At 41.3% G+C, this 24806-nt stretch carries 25 protein-coding genes; 24 read left to right on the top strand and 1 reads right to left on the bottom strand.

Annotated features, from left to right (window positions below; translation table 11 throughout):
• The first annotated feature begins 10 nt into the window (after positions 1-10).
• The 8 genes from FXF36_RS01325 to FXF36_RS01290 all read left to right on the top strand — a co-directional run bounded on the left by FXF36_RS01325 (position 11) and on the right by FXF36_RS01290 (position 10592).
• Positions 11-1414 (top strand): SpaA isopeptide-forming pilin-related protein, encoded by a 1404-nt coding sequence (locus FXF36_RS01325; protein WP_151622100.1) that lies wholly within the window; start codon positions 11-13, stop codon positions 1412-1414.
• A 166-nt stretch (positions 1415-1580) separates the two neighbouring features.
• Positions 1581-2630 carry a DUF5979 domain-containing protein gene (locus FXF36_RS01320; RefSeq protein ID WP_151622099.1) on the top strand — a complete coding sequence of 350 codons (1050 nt, stop codon included), beginning with the start codon at positions 1581-1583 and terminating at the stop codon, positions 2628-2630.
• A gap of 19 nt (positions 2631-2649) precedes the next feature.
• The gene (locus FXF36_RS01315; protein WP_151622098.1) at positions 2650-3180 is read left to right on the top strand and encodes a hypothetical protein; all 531 of its coding nucleotides are present in this window, start codon (positions 2650-2652) and stop codon (positions 3178-3180) included.
• 12 nt (positions 3181-3192) lie between these two features.
• Positions 3193-3924: a hypothetical protein gene (locus FXF36_RS01310; protein ID WP_151622097.1), complete on the top strand. Its 732-nt coding sequence runs from the start codon at positions 3193-3195 to the stop codon at positions 3922-3924.
• A 15-nt stretch (positions 3925-3939) separates the two neighbouring features.
• Positions 3940-4767, top strand: a complete 828-nt coding sequence (locus FXF36_RS01305) for a hypothetical protein (protein WP_151622096.1) — start codon at positions 3940-3942, stop codon at positions 4765-4767.
• Between the two features lies 1 nt (position 4768).
• On the top strand, positions 4769-5800 hold the full coding sequence (locus tag FXF36_RS01300) for a hypothetical protein (protein WP_151622095.1): 1032 nt from the start codon (positions 4769-4771) through the stop codon (positions 5798-5800).
• A gap of 250 nt (positions 5801-6050) precedes the next feature.
• Positions 6051-7289, top strand: a complete 1239-nt coding sequence (gene srtB, locus FXF36_RS01295; RefSeq protein WP_167511251.1) for a class B sortase — start codon at positions 6051-6053, stop codon at positions 7287-7289.
• Between the two features lie 18 nt (positions 7290-7307).
• The gene (locus FXF36_RS01290; RefSeq protein WP_151622093.1) at positions 7308-10592 is read left to right on the top strand and encodes an AAA family ATPase; all 3285 of its coding nucleotides are present in this window, start codon (positions 7308-7310) and stop codon (positions 10590-10592) included.
• A gap of 47 nt (positions 10593-10639) precedes the next feature.
• Here the strand turns inward: FXF36_RS01290 and FXF36_RS01285 are convergent, their stop codons facing one another.
• On the bottom strand, positions 10640-11239 hold the full coding sequence (locus FXF36_RS01285) for a hypothetical protein (RefSeq protein ID WP_151622092.1): 600 nt from the start codon (positions 11237-11239) through the stop codon (positions 10640-10642).
• 170 nt (positions 11240-11409) lie between these two features.
• Between FXF36_RS01285 and FXF36_RS01280 the strand changes: the two genes are divergently transcribed.
• The 16 genes from FXF36_RS01280 (at position 11410) to FXF36_RS01205 (ending at position 24764) form a co-directional block, all read left to right on the top strand.
• The gene (locus tag FXF36_RS01280) at positions 11410-13071 is read left to right on the top strand and encodes a VanW family protein (protein WP_151622091.1); all 1662 of its coding nucleotides are present in this window, start codon (positions 11410-11412) and stop codon (positions 13069-13071) included.
• Positions 13072-13089: 18 nt separating this feature from the next.
• Positions 13090-14079: an AIR synthase family protein gene (locus FXF36_RS01275; protein ID WP_151622090.1), complete on the top strand. Its 990-nt coding sequence runs from the start codon at positions 13090-13092 to the stop codon at positions 14077-14079.
• Between the two features lie 198 nt (positions 14080-14277).
• Positions 14278-14760, top strand: coding sequence for an Lrp/AsnC family transcriptional regulator (locus tag FXF36_RS01270; RefSeq protein ID WP_072919154.1), 483 nt, complete (start codon positions 14278-14280; stop codon positions 14758-14760).
• Positions 14757-15929 (top strand): pyridoxal phosphate-dependent aminotransferase, encoded by a 1173-nt coding sequence (locus FXF36_RS01265; protein ID WP_151622089.1) that lies wholly within the window; start codon positions 14757-14759, stop codon positions 15927-15929. The genes FXF36_RS01270 and FXF36_RS01265 overlap by 4 nt, the downstream gene beginning before the upstream one ends.
• 114 nt (positions 15930-16043) lie before the next feature.
• Positions 16044-16541, top strand: a complete 498-nt coding sequence (gene trmL / locus FXF36_RS01260; RefSeq protein WP_015550828.1) for a tRNA (uridine(34)/cytosine(34)/5-carboxymethylaminomethyluridine(34)-2'-O)-methyltransferase TrmL — start codon at positions 16044-16046, stop codon at positions 16539-16541.
• 18 nt (positions 16542-16559) lie between these two features.
• Positions 16560-18323, top strand: a complete 1764-nt coding sequence (locus tag FXF36_RS01255; protein WP_151622088.1) for an energy-coupling factor transporter ATPase — start codon at positions 16560-16562, stop codon at positions 18321-18323.
• A complete protein-coding gene (locus tag FXF36_RS01250; RefSeq protein WP_151622087.1) occupies positions 18308-19108 on the top strand; it encodes an energy-coupling factor transporter transmembrane component T family protein in 801 nt (266 codons plus the stop codon). Before FXF36_RS01255 ends, FXF36_RS01250 begins: the two co-directional genes overlap by 16 nt.
• A gap of 1 nt (position 19109) precedes the next feature.
• Positions 19110-19844: a tRNA pseudouridine(38-40) synthase TruA gene (gene truA, locus FXF36_RS01245; RefSeq protein WP_151622086.1), complete on the top strand. Its 735-nt coding sequence runs from the start codon at positions 19110-19112 to the stop codon at positions 19842-19844.
• A 267-nt stretch (positions 19845-20111) separates the two neighbouring features.
• The gene (gene rplM / locus FXF36_RS01240; protein WP_015550823.1) at positions 20112-20540 is read left to right on the top strand and encodes a 50S ribosomal protein L13; all 429 of its coding nucleotides are present in this window, start codon (positions 20112-20114) and stop codon (positions 20538-20540) included.
• A gap of 13 nt (positions 20541-20553) precedes the next feature.
• Complete coding sequence (rpsI, locus tag FXF36_RS01235; RefSeq protein ID WP_028234846.1) at positions 20554-20952, top strand: 30S ribosomal protein S9; 399 nt, start codon at positions 20554-20556, stop codon at positions 20950-20952.
• 328 nt (positions 20953-21280) lie between these two features.
• On the top strand, positions 21281-21652 hold the full coding sequence (locus tag FXF36_RS01230) for a helix-turn-helix domain-containing protein (protein ID WP_151622085.1): 372 nt from the start codon (positions 21281-21283) through the stop codon (positions 21650-21652).
• Entirely contained in the window at positions 21653-22219 is a 567-nt protein-coding gene (locus FXF36_RS01225) for a M78 family metallopeptidase domain-containing protein (protein ID WP_151622084.1), read from the top strand.
• A 303-nt stretch (positions 22220-22522) separates the two neighbouring features.
• Complete coding sequence (locus tag FXF36_RS01220; protein ID WP_026508539.1) at positions 22523-23011, top strand: EndoU domain-containing protein; 489 nt, start codon at positions 22523-22525, stop codon at positions 23009-23011.
• Positions 23008-23370, top strand: coding sequence for a hypothetical protein (locus FXF36_RS01215; protein ID WP_151622083.1), 363 nt, complete (start codon positions 23008-23010; stop codon positions 23368-23370). The genes FXF36_RS01220 and FXF36_RS01215 overlap by 4 nt, the downstream gene beginning before the upstream one ends.
• Complete coding sequence (locus FXF36_RS01210; protein WP_151622082.1) at positions 23351-24025, top strand: DUF4417 domain-containing protein; 675 nt, start codon at positions 23351-23353, stop codon at positions 24023-24025. The genes FXF36_RS01215 and FXF36_RS01210 overlap by 20 nt, the downstream gene beginning before the upstream one ends.
• A gap of 274 nt (positions 24026-24299) precedes the next feature.
• Positions 24300-24764 (top strand): alpha/beta hydrolase-fold protein, encoded by a 465-nt coding sequence (locus tag FXF36_RS01205; RefSeq protein ID WP_151622081.1) that lies wholly within the window; start codon positions 24300-24302, stop codon positions 24762-24764.
• Positions 24765-24806 lie beyond the last annotated feature (42 nt).

The raw sequence follows: 24806 nt of genomic DNA, 5'->3' as shown, positions 1-24806 counted from the left end.
AGGTAAGCGTATGAAAGGGTTTAAGAGGATTTTAGCACTGGCCACTACACTTGTAATGGCACTTGGAATGACCATAACAGCATCGGCTGAGGGAACAGTTCCAAAGGGTACAATTACAGTAACTGGCGCTGAGAATGCAACATTGTATATCCGTCAGGTAGTCAAGGCAGACACAACCACAAAGACAGGATGGTCATTTGTAGATGCAGCCAGCGAGGAATTATTTGCAGGATTTGCAGGTGATACAGCACAGGCAAAGATAGAGGATTACAAGACTTCTTCAGAAGCTGACAGAGTTGTAAAGTTCGGTAACAAGCTTGAAGCATTATCAGTCACAGAACAGTTTACAGGTACCTACACAAATGCAGAGCCTGGTTTATATGTAATCAAAGCTACTGAAGAAGGATTTACCTACAGCCCAATGATTGCAGCTATAAACTACAATGATGACTTAGATGGTGTTAAGAATGCAGTAGTAAAGGCTAAGAAGACTCCTACAACCATCAACAAGACCTACGGCGAAGGTGATGAGTACGTTGAACTTGGAAAGGAAATCCCATACTCAGTTGAAGTTGTAGTTCCTTATTCTCCAATGGGTTCAACAACAGCATTCGTTGTAACTGATACCCTTACAGGTGGAGAGTACAAGCTTGAAACAGGAGAAAATGCAGACAAGACAAAGGTTGTTGCAACAATCGGAAATGATTCAAAGACATATTACATCGCACCTTCAAACAACAGCTTGACAATTGATTTGGCAGCTGATTGGGTAATCAATGATCCAACAGATTCAACAAGAGATAACAAGTATGCAAACGCAACATTAACACTTACTTACACAGCAATCGCAACTGGTTCAGCAATTTCAAACGATGTAAACGTAAACAACACAACAGGAAAGACAGTTAAGTCTTATACATCTAAGCTTCAGATTATGAAGACAAACGTTCCAGCAGAAGGCGAAGAGCCAGAGCTTCTTAATGGAGCAAAGTTCGTAATCAAAGATGGTATAGATGAAAATGCTAAGTACGCAATCCTCGATGCAGAAGGAAAGCTTACAGGATGGGGAACATTAGCAGAGGCAAAGGTAAATCCACTTACAACAGCAGGCGGAATCGCAATCGCATCTGGATTTGATAAGGATAAGACATACTGGTTCGAAGAAATTGAAGCACCTCAGGGTTACTCACTTAACTTAAATCCTGTAGCAGTTACTTCAGATAGTTGGATTGATGATCCTGACGAAGAAGATGCTAAGTTCATGATTGGAACAGCAATTATGTCAGATACCACACTTATTACACTTCCATTCACAGGTGGTTCTGGAACAGTAGCATTTACAGTATTTGGAATTCTTTTCATGAGTGCAGCAGCAGGTTTGTTCTACGCAAACAAAAAGAAGTCAGCAAAATAAGCAAAATTAAATAAAAGGGAATCCCCCGGTGCAATAAGCACCGGGGAGGAAATCCCTTAAAACTTCATAGCTGAAAGGAATGCATTTTAACAAGTGTAGTCCTTTGGACGATGAAGACAGAGCGATTAATGAGTCAAAGGCCTAGTGGCTTGGAAGGGAGTCGCCAGTGAATAAAAAGCATTTTTGGAAAAAGAAAATAGTTGGAATATTTTTAGCAGCAGCCATGGTTGCAAGCATACTTACAGCCCACCAGCTGATGGCAGCTCCTAGAGTGGAAACTGACAGGACGGTAACTCTTACAGCACTTGTTGATTTGAAGGATGGTTCAGTTTTCGCTTCCGAATATGCCGGTAAAGTAGAAATCGAAATATACAAACTGGCAACCTTAAGTGAAGTGGGAAAGCCAAGCTTGGATGGAAGATTTGCTGATGCCGGAATTGATTTAACTATTCTTAATAATCTCATTGATAATTCTGACGTAGAGGTATCAGTTGAGCAGGTCAAGACAAGCATAGTTGAAAAGGCAGTGACAAAGGCAACTGACCTTGAGCCAGATATGGTCATGACTTTAGATCGGAGCAACCAGCAATCATCAGTGAGCCAGAACATTGAAAATGGCGCAGGCATATATCTTTACATTCCAAGAGAAGCTATGGATGAAAGATATAGCTACAAGTTCACACCATATATTATATGTGCACCAACAAGTGACTATATCAAGTTTGGCAGAGGTCAATCAGATGCATGGGATTATACATCAGTATTTAATCTAAAGTCTCAGGCATATGAAAGATACGGAAGTCTTGAAATCAAAAAGACGTTAGATAATTTCAATGCATCACTTCAGGGACAGAGCTTCGTATATACAGTAACAGCAAAGATAGATGATGAGACTGTTTTCAGTAATGTATATACCATCGATTTTACAGCAGCTGGCACAAGATCAAGAACAATTGATAAGCTTCCAGCTCAGGCACAGGTTACAGTAACAGAAACCTACACAGGTTCAAGCTACGATACAGTTGGTGGCGATACCAAAACAGCAATCATATCTGCTGATGAACCACAGGTTGTAGAATTCGAAAATAAATACAACGATAAGCTGATAATTGGCGGAATCGCAGCAGAGAATAACTTCGTAGTGGATGATGGAACAATCTTTTGGATAGATAAGGATGGAAACAAGGTTGAGCAGTTCAACAGAATTCCACAGTGAGAGAGTGAGGTAACTAAGTATGAAAAGAATTGGATTAAGTTTAGTTGCTGCAGCCGCAATAGTCCTTAGCATCTCAGCAGTAAGGCCAGCCATAGCTTACTTCACAGACACCGTAGAGACTTCTGGAAAATTCGATCTGAAGATTGGTGATGGCAAACCTGGAATCGATGAAAAGGTTGAGGGAATGACGAAGAGCATTACCATTAAGAATACCGGAGATTATGACATTTTCGTCAGAGCGAAGGCGATTGCTCCAGAGACCTGCACATTGACACCACAGTTGGCTGAAGGCTGGAGTAAAGGAGATGGAGATTTCTATTACTACAGCAAACCGGTTTCACCAGGCGAGGCTACTGAAACAGAGTTGAAGATTCATATCACAAGTAATTCGGATTATGATTTCAACGTAGTAATTGTTCAGGAAGCAACCAAGGTTTTATATGACGAAGCGGGAAATCCATCAGCTGATTGGAATGCAAAGATCTCAAGGACACAGCAGGAAGCACCTGCCACAGAAGTTCAGGAATCAGATACAACACCAGCACAGTAAGGAGGAGCAGGTATGAGAAAATTATATAAAAGTCCTGTGTTACTCTTGGCACTTGGAATTCTGGTGATTGGTACAAGCACAGCCACAGCTACACGGGCCGCAATGGTTTATCAGACTGCAGCTGAGAGAGTGAATTTTTCAACAGCAATCTTTTCAGTGAATTTGATGGAAAATGTAGATGGTGAATATGTTTCGTTGAGTGATACACAAGGTCTTCAGTTTCCAGAGATTCAGAAGGACGATTCCTTCAAAATCGGAAAACGATATGAGGAAGATGTGAAGGTAGTGAATAACTCCAATGCAGACACTGGCTATAGTGAATATGTGAGAGTGGTTGTTAGAAAAAGCTGGAGTGATGAAAACGGGAAGAATACAAACCTTGATCCTTCACTTATAAAATTGGACATTGCTGATGGCTGGTATTTGAATGATTCAGAATCAACTCCTGAAAGAGCAGTTTACTACATGACTTCACCTCTGGCCTGTGGTAATGAGGCACAGTTCCTGGAAGGAATTACAGTAGACAATTCCGTAACATCATTTGTTACAACTACTGAAACCGAAGCATCCATCGTAAATGAATACACTTACAATGGAGAATCGGTATACATTCAGCTTACAGCTGACGCAGTTCAGACCCATAACTCAGAGGATGCAATCTATGCAGCCTGGGGTGTTAAGGCAACCTGCTCAGCAGCGGATGATGGAAACATTATTACTATTGATGGAAAGCCTACAGAGTAGGAGAAGGGGCAAGCGATGAAAAATAAAATATTAAATTTAGTCCTTGCTCTGGCACTGACAGTAGCAGGACTTACATCCACAATGATTTCGGCAGAGGCCAAGACACAAAGTGCAAGCTGGGACGTGACCTATAATGGCAGCAAGTTGGAGTCCACCTACGATGTTAGTAAAAATACAATTACAGATGTAATGCCTGGTGATGTGATTACATACTCAGTTGGATACAAAAACACATCAGCAGATGCTACAAACTTTTATCTTTCAACAGATATCATTAATTCACTGGAGGATAAGAGTGCAGATGGTTCTGCAAGTTCAGCCACTGGCGGCGCATATTCTTATAAAGTTTCCTATACAGTAGATGGAAAGGAAACAATCATCTTTGACAGTGATGTTTTAGGTGGTGAAAGTACTGTAAAAGGTCTTAATCAGGTGAAAAGTAATCTGGCAGAGGGTAAGGAAGCCTTCTTCCCACTTGGAACGCTGAATAATGGTGGCGCTGGTACAGTAACAATTCAGATTAATCTTGATGGAAACTCTCAGGATAATGCTTACATGTACAAGCTGGCAACACTGGATGTGAAGTTTGGTGTTGAAAAAGCAGAGCAACCTCAGGATAAGGTGATAAACAATACAGTTACAAGAAATGAAGTTTATACAATACCTGGTGGACAGCAGGTAATTGCAATCGACGAGCCGACGACACCACTGGCAGGTGGAAGCCCACAGACAGGTGATTCAATTGTTCCACTTGTTGGATGCACAGCTGGATTATTAGTCGGAATGGTTCTAATAGGATGGTATTTCATTATTTCAAAGAAAGGTAGGAAGGAGGTAGCCTGATATGAAGAGGATAAATAAGATTACTGGCTTAATATTATCGATGACTTTAGTGCTTGGTTTAGCGGCTACTTTTCCTATGGCTGCAAAGGCTGCAGAGAGCCAGCCTTATACCTACACAATCAAAATTATCCTCGGAGGAACAGGTGAGGAAGGTGCCAAATTCGTCGGTACAGATTCAGATTGCATCACAGTTGGCGGACTGAATTACGGTGATGAATTTATCTTTGATCCAAAGGTAAAGGTTGAGATTTCTCCTGTTACTACAGAAGATGAGGCGGGAAATGAAGTTTATTATTCCAAGTATTATGTAAAGGGAATGAGAAGAAGCGGAAGCAATGACACTGTTTCAAGCTCAGCATTTACAGTTACTCAGGATGAGACTTATGTAATCGCCTATGGTGTTGGAGAAGTTGTTCCTTACACAGTTCGATTCATAGATGAGTCAGGAAACAGACTTTTAGATGACGCAACCTATTACGGTGCTGAAGGTGAAGAGGTTTATGTTCCTCACAGATATATCGATGGCTATGTTTCAAATACTGATAACATTCACATCAAAGCGTTGGTTGCTAATCAGGTTGTAGATTTTATCTATACTAAGAATGTTGGAAAAACTGTTTATAGAAATTCTGAGACAGTTAACTATAGTACAGTTCAGGGTGCTGCGGAGCCTATCTATCAGGTGATCCCAAGACAGACCGTTGAAAATCTTCCAGTTAATAATAATAGAGTTCAGGCAGGTGATGCCGATTCGGAAGCAGCGGTAGCTCAGACTGGTGAAGCTGTAGATGATGAAGCTGTAGATGATGAAGGTGATGCAACAGAGATTACTGAGCCAGAGGTTCCACTTAGTGGAAGACAAGAGCTTACAATTCCTGACGAAGATGTTCCAGAAGCAATAGTAGATATTGATGACAAACATCGATACGTTTCATACTTTATAATAATAGCTCTTATGGGAATTGTTATTCTGACAATTGCACTGGCTGGAATATATACAATGGATAAGGATGACAACAAGAAAGACAGTTAATTCTTAATAATATTTTATAGAAATAACAGGAAACTACCTTGCAGGTTAATGAGAAAGCCTGCAGGGTAGTTTTATGTCGTTTTTAAGAAGTTTTTGACAAATGATGGAAGAATTTGCCAGTTCACAGACTTTTCATAAATTGCATGATAATTTTTAGGTTAGAAGAGGAAATAATTTTAAGAAATCATACTATTTGTACACTTTGACTCCAAAATATTGCTTAATGTGGTAAAATTATAGCATGAAAAAGATGCTTAAGCCTTTAGGAAACTTAATAATTGCACTGATTATCATAGCTTGCATTCCACTTGCAGTACCGAAGCTTTTGGGATTCTCAGAATTTAATGTTATTTCGGGCTCAATGGAACCGGCAATTTCAGTTGGATCACTTGTATACGTAAAACCAGCAGATTTCAATGAATTATCTGAGAAAGATGTAATAGCATACGAAGCTGGAGCCAGTGTGGTGACCCACAGAATAGTTGAGATAGATAAGGAACAGCTACTTTTCACTACAAAGGGCGATGCAAATGGAAGCGCGGACTTCATGCCGGTGGCTTACACAAATGTAATAGGAAAAGTGATTTTCCATATTCCGGTACTTGGTTATGTGGCAGCTATCCTCGCAGAAACATTAGGAAAGATTGGTGCAGCATTACTTCTTTTGGTGGGACTTCTTTTATCAAACTTAGGTGATAATAATATAGAAGGAAAGCATTCAGAGAATAGAGCGGTAAAAAGACATGGAATTGATCCAAAGATTATTCTGGCGCTTGGACTTTTAATAGTTTTTAGTTCAATTGGAGGAATTATCTATATATATTCTGGTTATCAGAAATCAGAGAAGATATATGAAAATCTACAGGCTAATTACACTACGGTTGCAGCAGCTGAAGCAGAGGGGCAGTGGTACGATGAACTTGATGTTGATATTGCATCACTTCAAAAGATTAATCCGCAGGTCATTGGTTGGTTATATGTGGAAGGCACTGATATCAGTTATCCAATTATGTTTTCAGGGGATGACGAAAAGTACCTTAGAAGAACCATAGATAATGAATATGCCAAAGCTGGCAGCATTTTCCTGGAAGGGTTCAATTATTCGGACTGGTCTGACAGCCACAACATCATTTATGGACATAATATGAGAAATCTTTCTATGTTTGGAAAGCTAAAGTATTACAAGTCAGATGACGATTATTATGAGGAACATAAATATTTCCAGATAATTACATCGGATGGAAAGCGAAGATATGAAATCTTTTCATATTTTGACACTGAGCCAGGTTCGTGGGTTTACACAGTGCCATTCTATCCGGATGATGAATATAAGGATTACATTAATCAGCTGGTGTCCCATTCCTATGTAAAGAGCGAAAGGACATCGCAGATTTCAGAAACTGATCAGGTTGTTACACTGTCGACCTGTTCGGCATCAGAAATGAGATTTACAGTGCACGGAGTATTGTGTGATACACAGGGATTGTAAGTTAAGAGGAGACGAGCTATGGGAAAGAAAGTTGATGGATTATTAAAGGGTGCAGCAATTACAGGTGCAGCAATAGGCGGTGTATCAGCACTTGCTGATGCCAGCTTGGCTTATGCTTATGATGAGAACATGGAGCTTCCTGACGAGATTGATTTGGAACTCACACAGGAAACTACACAGGAGACAACTCAGGAAGCAAGCGTAGCTCAGACAACTGAGGCTCAGGCTGCTTCACAGGAATATACTTTAGATGAGGCCATCGAGGCAAAGGCAGATGCTGAAGTAGAAAAGCTTGCAGCTGAAGAGGCGAAGGGGAATGCAGCAGAAGCCAGAGCAGAGGCTATCTTGGAGCAGAACTCTGTGATTGAGGAAAGAACAGAGACAGTCGAAGCTAAGAATGAAGCTGTGACAGAAAAAGGAAATTCAGAGTCTGATTTGGCTGCTCTGCAGTCAGATAAGGCAGTGGCAGAGGCAGAGCTTGCAGCAGCAGAAACTGGCAAGTCACAGGCAGAGTCTGCACTGACAGAGGCTCAGTCTGAGAAAAATGCAGCAGAGGTTTTACAACTTGCAGCACAGCAGACTAAGACAGAGGCTGAGACAGAGCTTTCACAGGTTCAGAGTGACAAGGCAACTGCTGAGGCAAACCTTGGAACAGCAGAGTCTGCACTGACAGCTGCTAACACAGAGCTTAATGGTTTAGAGTCACAGAAGTCTGAGGCACAGACTCAGTTAAATGGTGTTCAAAGCCAGATTGATACAGCAACAAGTGAGAGACAGGAATTAGTCGATGAAAAAACTGGCAAAGAATCAGATAAGACCACCGCAGAGACTAGTCTTACAAATGCCCAGACAGCCTATGAAGAAGCAGGGTATAACCATGCAGGTTTAGCGCAGCTTGAGTCTGATATTAATGGGATGAAGACTGCACTTTTAGAGCAAAAGGCTTCTCTTGGAACGAAACCTACTAATGCTCAGCTTGGAAATTTATATAAGAATTATGGCAGACCATTGGCATTTGCCATGATGAAGTATGAACTTCTTTTAACAGGCGAACTTACTCTGGCAGACGCGAACGATATCACTTTTGAGAATACAAAATATTGGAATGAAAATGACTATTTCAACAGCCATTGGGTAATAAGATATGTAAACGCGTTAACAAATGAAGGTGCTGAAATATACTTCGATTATGTTGGATGCGATTCAGATGGTAATTCAGTCATTAAAACAGAAGCAAATGGAAATGAAGATAGGATTTTAGATAATATTTGTGGCGTAAATGTTCTGGCAAAAACACCTGTATTCCAGCATGTTGATGGACTTGATGACAAGACTTCAGTAGTAGTTAAGCAGACTGCTGAGAATAAGGCATACTATGATTCCTTACTGAAAAAAGGATTTAAGAGCACCACTATAAATGGAGATACCTATTATTATAGAAACAGAACAGGCTTTGGTGATTCAACCACTTCACAAAAAGGTGCAGATATATTTACATCAACTCAGTACAGTACAACAATAAATGATCGTGTAGCAGCTGAAACAGCTATAGCTACACTTACACAGACTATATCTGATTTGACAGGCGAGATTAACAACCTTAGTACTCAGATATCTGGTTATGATACAACTCTTGGCACATTAAATGGTCAGAAGGATACTATTCAGGGAAATATTAATGCGCTTGATGATCAGATTAATCCTCTGACAGATACTGTTGCAGGTTACAATACTCAGATTACCAACCTCAACAATTCTATAGCTGGTTATGAGGCTCAGATAGGGACTCTTGAGGGAAATATTGCCGATTATACACAGCAGATTAGTGATTTGGGAGATACTATTGATGGTCTTCAGACTACAATCAATACACTTCAGACCAAGATTACAAATTATAGTGGCACTATTGATTCTTCAAATAGCACTATAGCTGGGCTTGACAGTCAGATTGCAACACTTCAGACCAAGATTAACAATCTTAACGAGAGCATTTCAAATTATGAGACAAAGATACAGGAGCTTGATACCAAGTCTGCAAATCTGACAGCTCAGATTGGAACAATCGATGCAAATATCAGTGGCTATGATGCCAAGATTACAGAGACAACAGCAAAGATTGAGTCACTCAATCAGATTATAGCTGACCTGATGGCTGCACAGCAGGCTGCAGAGACACCAGAAACACCCGAAACAACAGAGGCTCCAACAACCACAGAAACACCTGCTACAACTGAGATTTCAGAAGTGACAGAAACACCTGCTACAACTGAGATTTCAGAAGTGACAGAAACACCTGTAGCTACAGAGGTTACAGAGACAACAGAGACACCTACTACAACTGAGACTTCAGAAGTGACAGAAACACCTGTAGCTACAGAGGTTACAGAGACAACAGAGACACCTACTACAACTGAGACTTCAGAAGTGACAGAAACACCTGTAGCTACAGAGGTTACAGAGACAACAGAGACACCTACTACAACTGAGACTTCAGAAGTGATAGAAACACCTGTAGCTACAGAGGTTACAGAGACAACAGAGACACCTACTACAACTGAGACTTCAGAAGTGACAGAAACACCTGTAATAACAGAAACTACTGAAGCATCAGAGACTACTGATATTACTGAGAGCCCAATAATTGAGACTTCTGCTGAGGTTGCACCAGCAGTAGTTGCTCCAGTTATAGAAGGGACAGCTCCTGAAGAAGCAGAAACTCCAGTTATTGAGCAGGCATCTGCAGAAGCTACAGAAACAGTAATTGAAACTGTTAAGGCTGAAATTGCAGCTGGAGAAACAGTTGTACAGCCTGAGAAAAAGTTTGAGAAGGTTGCAGATTTGACAACAGCTCAGACAGCAACACAGACAACAACTCAGTCTGTGCAGCAGGCAACATCTGCATCACCTGCAGCTTCTACACAGTCTACAACTCAGGCAGTGGCAACACAGGAGCAGGCAGTTGTTACAGAAAATCTTGTGGCAGCACCAGAAGCTGAAGCACAGGAAACAGCTTCAACTCAGGCAACACAGACTACTCAGAATATAGTTGCACCTCAGGCTCAGGATGTTGAGCAGATTGAAGATGTTCAGGTTCCGCTTAGCGTTGTGGGGGTTGATACAACAGAAGAGTCAAACATTACCTCAATAGGAGATGGTGAAGTTGCTAAGTCAGGTGCTATGGCACATGAAGGTAAGAAATGGTTTGGTACAACAATTCCAGTTCTAGGAGCATTGATTGGATTGTTTGCATTCTTTAAGCGTCGTAAAGATGATGAAGATGAATCAAAGAAAATGACAGTATAAAAGTAAACACAATTAGAGCCCTGGTCGTGATGATCAGGGCTCTTTCACTAGCTGATTTTCTGTAGGATTGAATCCTTTAAGAATAAATTGCTTTCCGCAACCTGATTGCGAAGTAAATCCAGTTTTGAATCCATATTGGTAAACTGGTAGCATTTTGCCAGCATGGTGTAGCTTTCACTGACGTCAGTGCCTGCACCAACTGCAAACTCAAGAACTGTAATCACATCCTCGTAGCGTTCTGCCTCCATGAGAGCCTCTGCATATTTGTTCAGAAGTACGCAGGTTCTGTCAAAGTCATCACCAATTCTGCTCATGGTCTCGAAATTCGGCATGCCGTAGGCGAGTTTAAGGTCTGTATTTGTCATTCCCGTAAGATTCAAAAGCCTATGGGTAGACAATTCTTTCAATTCATTTTCAATTTCAATTACTTTTTCGTCAGTGCTAAAATTTAATGGAAATTTCTCTATTGGAATGGTAATATATCTTAGATTAGATATATCTTTAGCAGGTGTTATATTTGCCTGGCGCTCCTTGGCCCAGAACTCAGCTTCCTGCTGTTCCCTTTTGAGGGAAAGGCTTCGAAGTCTGATAGTAAGTAGAACTAATGCTAATAGGAAAAACGGTAAAATCGGGAATCCAAAATGCATGGTTATTCTCCTTTACTATAAAGAAAATGATTAGCGAGGTAAAAATATGAAACGTAGTAAAAAGCATCAGATTATTGCAGGTGCAGTACTTGTAGTAGTTGTGATTTGTATGGTATTTACCACCTTCGCTGCAGCTCTACTATAATTGTAACATATTAGAGGTTAATGTTATGAAAAAACTATATAAAGTATTATCAATTTCTTTAGCTTTATCTCTGGCTTCCCCTACCATTACATTTGCTGCTGAGGATGCAGCAGCGGAAGAGCAGGCAAATGAAGAGGCAGAGGCAGTAGAGGAAGAGGTTGTTACTGACAACAGAATTATTCCAAATGGCATCAGTATAGCGGGTACAGATGTCTCAGGAAAGACAGTTACAGAGGCGCAGGATGTTGTAGATGCCTATTTTGCGGCATATGACAATGTGAATTTCACACTTTCTGCCAATGGTCAGACTATCTCTGCAAAGGGTAGTGACCTTTGTATTGGCGCGAAGAATAATTATGTCACTGTTCAGGCAGCTACTTATGGCTCCTATGGCAATATAGCAGAGAGATTTAAAGCCAATCAGGATTTGGCGGCAGGCCGTACAAAGGATTTTTCGCTTTCACTTGGCGCCAACTATGATGGAATCGTCAGATATTTGAATACAGCTTCATCTCAGGTAAATGATGAGGCAAGCGATGACTATCTCACACGTGAGAATGATCAGTTTGTTTTCCATGAGGGAACAGCTGGTGTAGTAGTTCAGATTGAGGAATCTGCATCCCTTCTAGTGGATTATATTGAGAATCAGTGGGATGGCAGTGATGCCACTGTTGAGCTTGCTACAGAGGTAAAAGAGCCTAGAGGAAGCAAGGAGGAGCTGGCAGAGATTAAGGATTTAATTGGAGCTTTCTCAACAGATTATAGCTCTTCATCATCAGCTCGTAAGAATAATGTTGCAAATGGTGTAAGCTTCATTAATGGAACTATTCTTTATCCAGGAGATGAGCTTTCAGTTCTTAATACTATCACACCATTCACAGCTGAAAATGGATACATGCTTGCAGGCTCTTATGAGAATGGAACAACTGTTGAGACTTATGGCGGTGGTATCTGCCAGGTTTCCACTACACTTTACGGAGCTGTTCGTGAGGCTGAGCTTGGAGTTGTTACCAGAAGCGCCCATTCAATGATTGTTACATATGTAAAGCCATCAATGGATGCGGCGATTTCAGAGTCCGGCAGTAAGGATTTTCAGATTAAGAACAACAAGAATTATCCTATATATATAGAAGGTCATTGTGACGGCAGCAATGTATACTTCAACATTTATGGTAAGGAAGAGGATGACCCAGGCCACACAGTTGATTATGAGACTGAAATCACTGGGGTAAATGTTCAGAACACAACATGGGTTGCAGATCCAAATGTACCACTTGGCAAGATGACAACCACAGTCAGTGGTCACACTGGATACACAGCACGCCTTTGGAAGGTTGTTTACGAAAATGGCACAGAGGTTAGCCGCGACGTATATAATAACAGTAAGTACAATCCATCCAACAGAACAGTTACTGTAGGTATAGCTTCGGAGGATGCAAATCTTTCATACGCTATGCTTCAGGCTGTTGCTACACAGGATGCAGCTACAATTGCAAATGCTATAGCGACTTACGCACCAGGTGTTGCTAATTCCACACCATTTACAATTACACCAAAGTATCAGGTCACAAATCAGACCACTACTAATAATTCGACTACAAATCAGGCACCAGCTACCGAGACTGCACCTGCCACTGAGGCACCTGCAGGTACTACAGAAGGAACACAGGATGCGCCTGCAATCTAACATTTTTAGGGCATAATTATGGATATTGGAAAGTTACCAGAGAGCGTTCTGAAACGCTCTGTTATCAAACAACTTAATGTAAAGCGACCAGAGGTTGGCAATGGCCCTTCTATTGGAGAGGACTGTGCTACGGTTCAGATTGGACCTGATGAGGAGATGGTTTTATCAACTGATCCTATCACTGGAACAGCCTCTGATATAGGTGAGCTGGCAGTTACAATTTCTGTTAATGACTTGGCATCTGCTGGTGCAGAGCCAATCGGAATCCTTTTGACAGTGCTCCTTACACCTCGCATGAGAGAGGCGAAGCTGAAACACATTATGGAGCAGGTGGATGCAGCTTGCAAACGTTATAATGTGCAGGTCATCGGCGGACATACAGAGGTTACCGAGGCGGTTAATCAGCCTTTGATTTCTGTTACAGCCGTTGGTAAAGTCAAGAAAGGTCAGATGGTATCCACAGGCGGTGCAAAGCCTAATATGGATATTGTGCTCACAAAGTGGATTGGTCTTGAGGGTACGTCTATTATTGCAAAGGACCACGAGGCAGAGCTTCTCACTCGTTTGCCACAGTCACTTGTGGATACGGCTAAGGGCTTTGACCAGTACCTTAGTGTTCTTCCAGAAAGCCGCATCGCAGTGGAGCATGGCGTAGCTGCTATGCATGATGTTACCGAAGGCGGAATATTCGGGGCGCTTTGGGAAATGGGAGAGGCCTCAGGCGTAGGTCTTGATGTTGATTTGAAAGCAATCCCTGTTAAACAGGAAACTATAGAGGTTTGCGAGTTCTTCGGAATTAATCCTTATGAACTCATTTCGTCAGGTGCAATGCTCATCGCAACCAACGACGGCAATGGATTGGTTCGCAAACTTAGTGCAGCGGGGGTAGCATCCGCCATTATCGGGAAGTCCAACTCTTCGAATGATCGTCGCATTTTAAGCGGCGATGAGGTGCGCTTCCTTGAGCCACCACGTACCGATGCGTTATACAGCGTAGAACGAAAATAAACTATTATGTAACTAACAGAATTAGATGAGCTGACCCAAGCAGACTATAAATGTTATTTATGAGCCCTTGATGAGCCATCCCTACTTAGATGGTGCTTTAGCAGCATCTTATGTAGGGCAAAGAGCGAATAAGAGCGCAAGCGTGGCGAATAATAATATTTATAGTATGCTTGGGGTAGCGGATAAGGGGTGATTAAAATGAGAGAGAAGATTTTAACTTATATTGAGCATAACAGCAAAATAGATTTGAGCGATTTGGCTATGATGCTTGGCTGCGACCAGGCTACAGTTATGAATGAACTGGAGGCTATGGAAAACGAGCACGTAATCTGCGGTTACCCTACACTCATTAACTGGGAAAAGGCCAGCGTAGAAAAGGTTTCAGCACTTATTGAGGTTCGCGTTACTCCACAGAGAGGAATGGGATTTGACAAGGTTGCTGAGCGCATCTACAACTATCCAGAGGTTGATGCTGTTTATCTTATTTCAGGAAGCTATGATTTCATGGTTTCTATCGAGGGACATACACTTAGAGAGGTTGCAGACTTTGTTTCTGCTAAGCTTTCTCCACTTGACTCAGTGCTTTCTACTCAGACCAACTTTGTATTGAAGAAGTACAAGGACCACGGTATTATCATGGCAGAAAAGCATGTTGATGAGAGGGAGAAGGTGAGCTTATGAGAAACCCTCTGAATAAAACTATTACTGAGATAAAGCCTTCGGGAATCCGAAAGTTTTTTGATATTGTGGCAGAGATGCCAGATGCTATTTCCCTTGGCGTAGGCGAGCCAGATTTCGATACACCTTGGAAGGTAAGAGATGAGGCTATTTATTCTCTTGAGAGAGGCCGTACCTTCTACACTTCAAATTCAGGTTTGAAGGAGCTTCGTGTTGAGATAGCTGATTTTTTAAAGCGTCATTATGGTTTGAACTATGATCCACTTACAGAAATGCTTATGACAGTAGGTGGCTCTGAGGGTATTGATGTTGCCCTTCGTGCAATGCTTGATCCAGGTGATGAGGTTCTTATTCCTCAGCCAAGCTACGTTTCCTATGAGCCATGCACCATTTTAGCAGGTGGAAAGCCAGTAGCTATCAACCTTAAGGAGGAAAACGAGTTTCGACTTAAGCCAGAGGAATTAGAGGCTGCTATCACAGATAAGACCAAGATTTTAATCATGCCTTTCCCTAACAACCCAACAGGTGCTGTTATGGAAAAGTCTGATTTAGAGCCTATTGTAGAGCTTGTTAAGAAGTACGATTTGTTCGTTCTTACAGACGAGATTTACGGAGAGCTTACCTACACAGGACAGGGACACGTATCCATTGCCAGCTTCCCTGGAATGAAGGAACGCACTATTTATATCAATGGCTTTTCAAAGAGCCATGCCATGACTGGATGGCGACTCGGATACGTCTGCGCACCACAGGTGATTGTACAGCAGATGACAAAAATCCATCAATTTGCTATAATGTGCGCGCCTACTACAAGCCAGTACGCAGCAGTCACAGCTATTCGTGATTGTGATGAGGACGTGGCAAATATGCGCGAGGAGTACAACGACCGCCGTCGTTATCTTCTGAATCGCTTCAAGAAAATGGGAGTGAAGTGTTTTGAGCCTTATGGTGCATTCTACATTTTCCCATCTATCGCTGAATTTGGCATGTCTTCAGAGGAATTTTGTACTCGACTTCTTAAAGAAAAGGAAGTAGCAGTTGTTCCTGGCACAGCCTTCGGAGAAAGTGGCGAGGGCAATGTGCGTATTTCTTATGCGTACTCGTTGGAGGCGTTGAAGAAGGCTATGGATCGTATAGAAGAATTTATAAACGAGCTTAGATCTGCCAAGTAATTTAGAAAGAGTAAGTCAGTAAGCATCAAGCTCTAATAATTCTTAAGCGAAGCTTTTTATGCTGAGCGGAGAATTCATTAGGCTTGTAGCTGTAACTGACGTAGGTTTTAGATAATGTTAAATATTATATTACATGAGCCTGAAATTCCAGCCAACACAGGAAACATTGGTAGAACGTGCTGCGCTACCGGAACTAGGCTGCATTTAATTGAGCCACTAGGCTTTGTTCTCACAGACAAAACCGTGAAGCGAGCCGGCATGGACTACTGGGACAAGCTTGAGGTTTTCCGTTATGACGATTGGGATGATTTCAAGGCTAAGAATCCAGATGCAAAGATTTATATGGCCACCACAAAGGCCAAGCGTACTCATACAGAGGTAAATTACGAACCAGACTGCTACATAATGTTCGGCAAGGAGTCAGCAGGAATCCCTGAGGAAATTCTTGTAGACAATGAGGAGAATTGCGTTCGTATTCCAATGGGACATGATATACGCTCACTTAATTTATCAAACTCGGTAGCAATCATTTTGTATGAGGCACTGAGACAAAACGATTTCCTCGGACTTGAGACTGAGGGTAATTTACATAGACTCAACTGGAAAGAATAAAAGGAATAGTGGGTACCAATGTCGATTATCAAATCAAAAGAATTAGTACATGAATATATTAGACGTGATGAAGAGGGCAACGTGGAGAGCATCCAGGTTGCTCTTGATCATGTTAATCTTAATGTGGAACCAGGCCAGTTTATTTCTATTTTGGGACATAATGGTTCTGGCAAATCCACTTTCGCAAAGCATATCAATGCACTTCTTACACCTTCAGAGGGAACGCTCATTGTGGACGGTATGAATACTTCAGATGATGAGTATACCTTTGCAGTTCGTCAGACAGCCGGAATGGTTTTTCAAAATCCTGACAATCAAATTATTGCATCAGTGGTAGACGAGGATGTTGCCTTCGGCCCTGAGAATATCGGTGTTCCAACCGAGGAGATTATCAAGCGTGTTGAGAAATCTCTCAAGATGGTGGGAATGTACAAGTACAAGAGTCATTCTCCTAACAAGCTTTCTGGTGGACAGAAGCAGCGCGTTGCAATTGCTGGCGTTATGGCTATGGAGCCAAAGTGCATTATTTTAGATGAGCCAACAGCCATGCTTGATCCTGATGGAAGAAAGGATGTGCTTCAAGCTGTTCACACTTTGAATAAGGAAAAGGGAATCACAGTTATCCTCATTACTCACTACATGGAAGAGGTTGTAGATTCTGACTATGTTTTCGTAATGGAAAAGGGTAAGGTTTTCATGGAGGGAAAGCCTCGTGAAATCTTTAAGGATGTGGAGCTTTTGAAGGCTCACAGCCTTGACGTGCCACAGGTTACACTGCTTGCACATGAGCTTAGAAAATCAGGACTTCCACTCCCTGAGTGTATCCTTACCAGAGAAGAGCTTGTAGAAAATATTCTAAAGCTTGGTAGAGTACAGACTTCTGTTCATCATCTTACAAATACTACGGGTGATAAGAATTCTGATAAGACTGCTAACAACGAACTTATTTTAGATCACGTTTCATATAAATATAGTCCAGGCACAGCCTATGAGGTTACTGCCCTTGATGACATCAGCCTTTCAATTAAGGAAGGTGAGTTTATCGGTATTATTGGTCACACAGGTAGTGGTAAGTCTACACTTGTGCAGCATCTTAATGGTCTTATCAAGGCTACAGACGGTCATATTTACTATCGTGGCCAGGACATCTATGACAAGGACTATGATATCAAGGAGCTTCGAACACAGGTGGGAATGGTTTTCCAGTACCCAGAGCATCAGCTTTTCGAAACTACTGTTTTTAAGGATGTCCAGTTTGGCCCAAAGAATCAGGGCTTGGACGAGAAAGAGCAGATTAAGCGTGCTTACGAAGCTCTTGGTCTGGTCGGACTCCCAGAAGAGTTCTATCTTGCATCTCCATTTGAGCTTTCAGGTGGTCAGAAGCGTCGCGCTGCAATTGCAGGCGTTCTTGCAATGAAGCCAGCTGTTATCATTCTCGATGAGCCAACTGCTGGCCTTGATCCAAAGGGAAGAGATGATATCCTTGGTATGATTGCAGATATGCACAAGAAACGTGGGGATACAGTCATTCTTGTATCACATTCTATGGAGGATGTGGCAAATTACGTTGACAGAATCATTGTTATGGATGCAGGAAAGCCAGCGTTTGATGGCACTCCTAAGGAAGTCTTTTCTCATTACAAGGAGCTTGAAGCTATGGGGCTTGCTGCACCACAGGTTACCTATGTAATGAATGATTTAAAGGCCGCCGGTTTTGATATTAGGACAGATGCTACAACTGTTGACGAGGCAAAGGAAGAAATATTATGTTGCGTGAAATAACTTTAGGACAATATTATCCAGCTGAATCAATTCTTCACTCACTAGATCCAAGAGTGAAGCTGTTTGCTACGCTTATATTTATAATCACGCTGTTTTCTTCTAATAATGTGATTTTGTTTGCGGCAGTATTAATCACACTTTTTGGAATTATAAAGATGAGTCATGTGCCATTTTCATTTATGGTAAAGGGCTTACGTTCGATTGTTGTGCTTTTGATTATTGCAGGACTCTTTAATCTGTTTTTGACACCAGGTCGTACGCTGGCCTCATTTTGGATTTTTACAATATCTGATGTGGGCTTGAAAAATGCGGTGCTCATGACAAGTCGAATGATTCTTCTTATTATTGGTACTTCAATCATGACACTTACCACTACACCAAATCAGCTTACTGATGGTCTTGAAAAGTCTCTTGGCTTTTTAAAGAGGATAAATGTTCCAGTTCATGAGATTTCAATGATGATGTCAATCGCTTTGAGATTCATTCCAATTCTCATTGAGGAAACAGACAAAATAATGAAGGCACAGATGGCAAGAGGAGCAGACTTTGAGTCAGGCGGCCTCATTAAAAAGGCAAAGAACATGGTGCCACTTTTAGTGCCACTTTTTGTATCAGCTTTCAGACGAGCAAACGATTTGTCTTTCGCTATGGAGGCAAGATGCTATAATGGTGGAGAGGGCAGGACAAAGATGCGTCCGCTGAAGTACACTAGTCTGGACCAGCGAGCTTATATTTGTATTGCAATTTATTTGATAGTTTTTTATTCAGCAAAGGTAATTTTATAATATGCGAGTAATGATAGTTGTTGCCTATGATGGCAGCGGATACTGTGGCTGGCAAATTCAGCCAAACGGTGTCACAATTGAACAGAAATTAAACGAGGCTCTTACAGATCTTTTGCAAGAGCCTATCTCTATTATTGGGGCAAGCCGAACAGACGCAGGTGTTCATTCCCTTGGAAATGTGGCTGTATTTGATACTACATCCCGTATGCCAGCGGATAAAATTAGCTTTGCCTTGAATCAGCGTCTTCCTGACGATATAGTGGTTCAGTACTCATGCCAGGTGGAGGATGATTTTCATCCTAGATATGCGGCATGTCGCAAGACATATGAGTACAAGATTTTGAATCGCAAGATGCCGGACCCTACAAAGCGTAAGGATACATTCCATTACTATTACGATTTAGACGTGGACAAGATGAACGAGGCTGCTGCGTATCTCATCGGCCAGCACGATTTTACATCACTTTCATCGGTAAAGGCGCAGGTTAAATCCCGCGTCCGTACCATATACACTGCAAAGGTTTATAAGGAGGATGATGTTATCCACATTCGCCTCACTGGCGATGGCTTCCTTTACAACATGGTTCGAATCATTGCTGGAACCCTTATTAAAGTGGGTGCAGGTGAGATGGAGCCAATGTATATGCTTGAAATCCTTCGTGGCCGCAACCGTGAGCTCGCCGGCCCAACAGCCCCAGCCCACGGCTTGACGATGATAGGGATAGAATACGAATAGATGGGCCAGTAGGCATCAAGCTCTTAGGTTTCTCAAGCGAAGCATTCTAAGCTGAGCGGAGAAACTCTAAGGCTTGTAGCCGTAACTGGCGGATTATATTTTGTGGTTGACGAAACTGGATTCGTATTGTATACTATAACGGCTGATGTAGTAAGGTAACTTATTTCTGTTAGCCCGGAAATGAGTTTTACTATAACTTTCCGAGACGGTGCCCGGACATCACTTTCTTGGAGCTTTTTTTAAGATTTATTTAAGGAGGAATTCTCAATGAATACTTATATGCCAAACCCATCTCAGCTTGAGAGAAAATGGTATGTAGTTGATGCAGAGGGACAGACACTCGGTCGTCTTTGTGCAGAAGTTGCAAAGGTTTTAAGAGGTAAGAATAAGCCAGTCTTCACTCCACACGCTGATTGTGGTGACTATGTTATCGTAGTTAATGCAGAGAAGATTAAGGTTACAGGTAAGAAGCTTGATCAGAAGATCTACTATCATCACTCAGACTATGTTGGTGGTATGAAGGAGACAACTCTTCGTGAGATGCTCAACACACACCCTGACAGAGTTATCGAGCACGCTGTTAAGGGCATGCTTCCAAAGGGACCACTTGGTCGTCAGATGTACACAAAGCTTTTCGTTTACGCTGGACCAGATCACAAGCAGCAGGCACAGAAGCCAGAAGTGCTTACATTTTAATAGGAGGTAGATCATGGCTAAGAATACAACAAAGTATTACGGAACTGGTAGAAGAAAGTCTTCAGTTGCTAGAGTATATCTTGTACCTGGAACAGGCAAGATCACAATAAATAAGAGAGATATCGACGAGTACCTTGGTCTTGAGACTTTAAAGGTAGTTGTTCGTCAGCCACTTGTAGCTACAGGTACTGTAGAGAAGTTTGACGTTATCGTTAACGTTAAGGGTGGCGGATACACTGGCCAGGCTGGTGCTATCAGACACGGTATTTCACGTGCACTCCTTGAGGTAGATGCTGAGTACAGACCTACACTTAAGGCTGCAGGATTCCTCACAAGAGATCCACGTATGAAGGAGCGTAAGAAGTACGGCTTAAAGGCTGCTCGTCGCGCACCTCAGTTCTCTAAGAGATAATTGGAACAAATATATCCCTCTGCTTATGCAGAGGGATTTTTTGTTCCAATGACCTCGGTTCCCGAGGTCACCTCAAAGCATAGCTTTGAGGCTACTCACTAAAAAAGCCCCACTGGGGCTTTTTTTACGTTCGTACAGTTCTCAAAGAGATAATCGTTTCACAACGTTTTACGTCTTTGGACAATCATATACGACTTATTACACCTCAGGGCAACCGTCCTGGGGTGTTTTTTTGAAGAAAGATTAACCTAATTATGGTTAAATAATGTACTCGATTATTGGATAAAGTAATGATAATATTTTTAGTATAAAGAAAGGAGCTTGTATTATGTCATATACAAAATATGGTGAATTTGTACGTGTGTTAAGAATCAAGCATCATGAAGTAATGGGCGATATGGCTGAAATACTTGGAGCTTCATTGCCATTTATTTCAGCCGTGGAAAATGGTAAGAAGAATGTTCCTGCTGATTGGGTTTCCAAACTTGTTGACCATTATCACCTTACAGCAAGTGAAAAGGAGGAATTAGAAGAAGCTATTGAAGAGTCAAGGGCGCAATATAGAATTGATTCTAAAAAGGCGGGGAATGTGCAGAGAAAAGCTGTGTTAGCTTTTGCCAGAGCTTTTGATGATTTGGACGATGATACGGCAATGAAAATCATGGAATTATTGAGCAAGAAGGAGGATACATCAAAGTAAATGGATTACGAAACAAAACCAACTAGTAGAAAAGATTTACGTAGATTTGCAATGTATTTTAGGAAATTATTTGATGTTCCTCTTACGGGGCCTTTTCCTGTTCTTGAAGTGCTTGATAAGGTAAGTGATGTTTTTGAAGGTTGTGATTATGTTATCGTCGAAGATAATAAACTGGCGCCTCAAACAATGGCTAGATGTACTCCTAATGATAGAGGCGGATTCACAATCGAGATAAAAGCGACTGTGTATTGGGGAGCGTATAAGAAAAGGATAGGAGCATTTCTTGGTTTTATATGTCACGAAATCTGCCATGTGTTTTTGTTTGAAATAGGATATACTCCTCTTTATAACAGAAGTTTTGAGGATAAAGAAATACCAGCATATTGTAGTGTTGAATGGCAGGCTAAGGCATTATGTGCAGAGGTTATGATTCCATACAATGAGAGTAAGGGAATGAAACCTAAGGAAATTGTTGAGACATATTATGTTTCGCAGGCTTTTGCTAAAAATAGGAGAAAATTGGATAGATCTGATAATAAAAACAATGGTAAACATAAAAATGCTTAATTAAGATATCTATTATCTTTACCCATAGAAAGGAGGCAAAATTATGAGAGGCTTTACATAGGTAAAGAAAAAACGCATAACTGTTGGCGCAGCTATACGTTCTCTCAAAGAAAGACTCAGTAGAATCTTTCATATTTGGTATATTATATTCTACTTCAATCTTTCTGAGAGAGCAATAAAAAATGCAACTAAAAATCTTTTTATTGTTTGGTCAAGAATAATTCTTGGCAGAAAGATGAGGAAAAATGAAAAAAGAAATTGTTTTAGTTCCTTGTCTGTCAATTATGACAGGAGGGAACGTCTATGGGTACAACTAAATCGGGAAGGGTATTAAATACTCGCGGTGCTGCAGGATCTGCAAGCCAATTCTCAGTAGTTCATTCAAATGAAGGTGCCTATACAAAGCCACGTAACGGCAATCATATACGGCTTAAGAGTGGGGGACACGGACAAGCGGGCATGAACGAACTTGATAAGTATGGCATTAGATATAAGGTTGAGAAGACCTATCCTAATGGGGTACGAGTAGGACATGTTTTGGACCATACAAATAAGGCAAAAACAAAATCTATGGGACAATCGTGGTTTCCAAAGAACTGGACTAGCAAGGACATAAAACATGCAGGAGAGCATGTGGCAAATTTGAAAGGAAATAGACATACCAAGGATGGAGTGGCTGTATTTGGAATGTGGAAAGGAGTTCGTGTTGGAGTTATACGAACACATGGGCAAATAGGAACCATCTTTCCAGATGCAAAACAACCATATGGTAAAGGGGGTAAGAAAAAATGAATATAGAAAAGTTTAGAGAAGTCATTAAACGCAGAGAATATGTGGAAGATATTAGTTGCGGAGAGTGGGCAGACGGAATAGAGGAATGCCAGAATCTTTTAACTGATATCCTATCAGAAGACATTACAGCGACAATAGACTTCTTGAATAATGAATGCACTGCTTCGGAATATTCCTGGATAAGTGAGGTGTTGGAGGAGGTTGTTGAAAAAAAACCAAATACTGAATTAGTTAAGTGCTACAAGGAACTAATGACTAAATTCCCTGAGGAATGTGCTACATACAATATTGCTGGCGCTGTAGAAGGGGCAGAAGCAATATTGAGGTGGGAGGCAGAACATGGGAAAGACAGCGACTAATCTGGTAGATGAAGGCTTTAGAGTTTCTTTGGTAGAAACTGCATTTTTCGATGGAAAGTTTGAAATACCACATATTGATGCGCCAAAAGAGATAATTATTCCTGAAGGGATGGTTCCGTTCTCAATCAGAGAGCGGAGCCAAGATAAGAATGATTTTGTATGCTTTTATGAAAATGATATCAATTTTCGGGAAATACTAATAAATACCGAAGAGTACGTTGACGATTTAAAAAGGTTTCCGGGAATAGTTACACCAGATTGTTCACTTTATCTTGACGCGCCATTATGTGTTCAAATCGCTGATATCTATCTGAACAGAGCAGTTGGGTATTACTTAAGCCAGAAAGGGCTTTATGTTGTGCCTAACATTCGATGGGGAGATGAGCGAACTTATAAATCGGATTTTCTCGGAGAAAAAGTGGCATTTCAGGGAGTGGATAAACATAGCATTGTTTCTATCGGAACATATGGACAAATCAAATCCGCTGAATCCAAAAGATATTTCAGAGAAGGTCTTGAAGAGATGCTGAAGGAACTTGAACCAGAAGTTGTTCTTGTTTATGGCGCTATGCCTGATAAGATATTCGGAGGACTTTACGATAAGACGAGTTTCATCCAATACCCAGATTGGACTACCCGTATGAAACAAAAATGATTGTCATATGGGAGAGTTGCCACCAGCCGCATACAGTAGTCCTGAGTTTTCTACCGTACGAGGCAGGTAAACAGCAACTTGAAGTAGAAATGCCTAAAATAAGGCACATTCACTTCAATAATCGTTCTCAAAGAGATAATATTTCTGCTATTGCAGGGTTCAGAAGACTCGGTACAATGTACCGGGTCTTTTTTACGCGTGAAAAATGGTCCCTAACCTCGTCCCCAGGGACCATTAACTGGAATGAGGAGATGCCCCCTGGGAATGTGCTCCTTTGTATAAAAATGATAGCCCCTACACAGGAGGGGCAGATAAATATCTTGATAAGCTGACTGGAAGCATAATCTCTGCTATAAAAGCTGAGCTTGGTGCAGAGCCTGAATATACGGCTATTGCAGGCTATTCAATTGGAGGATTGTTCGCTATTTGCAGCTTGTACAGGACTGATGTGTTCTCAAGAGCAGTAAGTGCATCCGGATCTATGTGGTATCCTTCATTTTTAGAATATGCAGAAAAAAATAATTTTGGTAAAATGCCTTCAAGAGTATATTTTTCCCTTGGCGATAGAGAGGCACGCACTCGCAACGCGCTTCTTAGCACAGTTGAAGATAAGACTGGAAAAATTTATGATCAATACAAGAATAAGGGCATAGAAACTACGTTTGAAATGAATCCCGGAAATCATTTCAAAGATGCGGATTTGCGTCTTGCAAAGGGAATAGCCCGGATACTTAAATGATCTTAACTATTAAATAATTAACATTAAGAGAAAGACCAAAGA

This window comes from Pseudobutyrivibrio xylanivorans, assembly GCF_008935055.1.
Taxonomy (GTDB): domain Bacteria; phylum Bacillota; class Clostridia; order Lachnospirales; family Lachnospiraceae; genus Pseudobutyrivibrio; species Pseudobutyrivibrio xylanivorans_A.
Note: the sequence above shows the minus strand (reverse complement) of the source record. Positions and strands in the feature narration are given on the sequence as shown.